This is a genomic window from Tamlana crocina (assembly GCF_012037625.1).
In genome coordinates this window covers 1-398 of record NZ_JAAVJS010000371.1, presented here as the reverse complement: position 1 = coordinate 398, position 398 = coordinate 1, and the positions used below count along the sequence as shown (strand labels likewise).

General features: G+C 40.2%; 1 pseudogene. It reads right to left on the bottom strand.

The annotated features are described in order from the left end of the window. Positions 1-223 precede the first annotated feature (223 nt). A pseudogene (locus HC176_RS20130) lies at positions 224-398 on the bottom strand (glutamate 5-kinase); the annotation flags it as partial.

The window sequence follows — 398 nt, the reverse complement described above, 5'->3', positions numbered from 1 at the left end:
ATTTATATCACGATAGACTGGATGGAGCGGCAGGAGACTATGGGAGATCCGCGGTATGTAAGTCCTTCTAAAAAAGGCCTTTTAAAGGTGGAGTAAATTGATTCAGAATAATTCAGAATTTAAAATTCAGAATTGGAATTTGGTGCTTGAAATTTTGGAATTTAAAAACAAAAAGGCTGCACATCTCTGCACAGCCTTTTGTATCTAAAAATCTGATCCGGATCTAGTGATGGATCTTTGTAAAATGCACTTTGTCATTAATGGCATTAAGGATGAAATTATCATCGAGGCCATTTACGATCCAGGTTTCGATCTTTGCCTTTTGAGTGATCGCAGCAGCCGAAACCTTTGGGCTCATTCCGCCGGTACCGTGAGTGGATTTCGTCTCACTCATCACC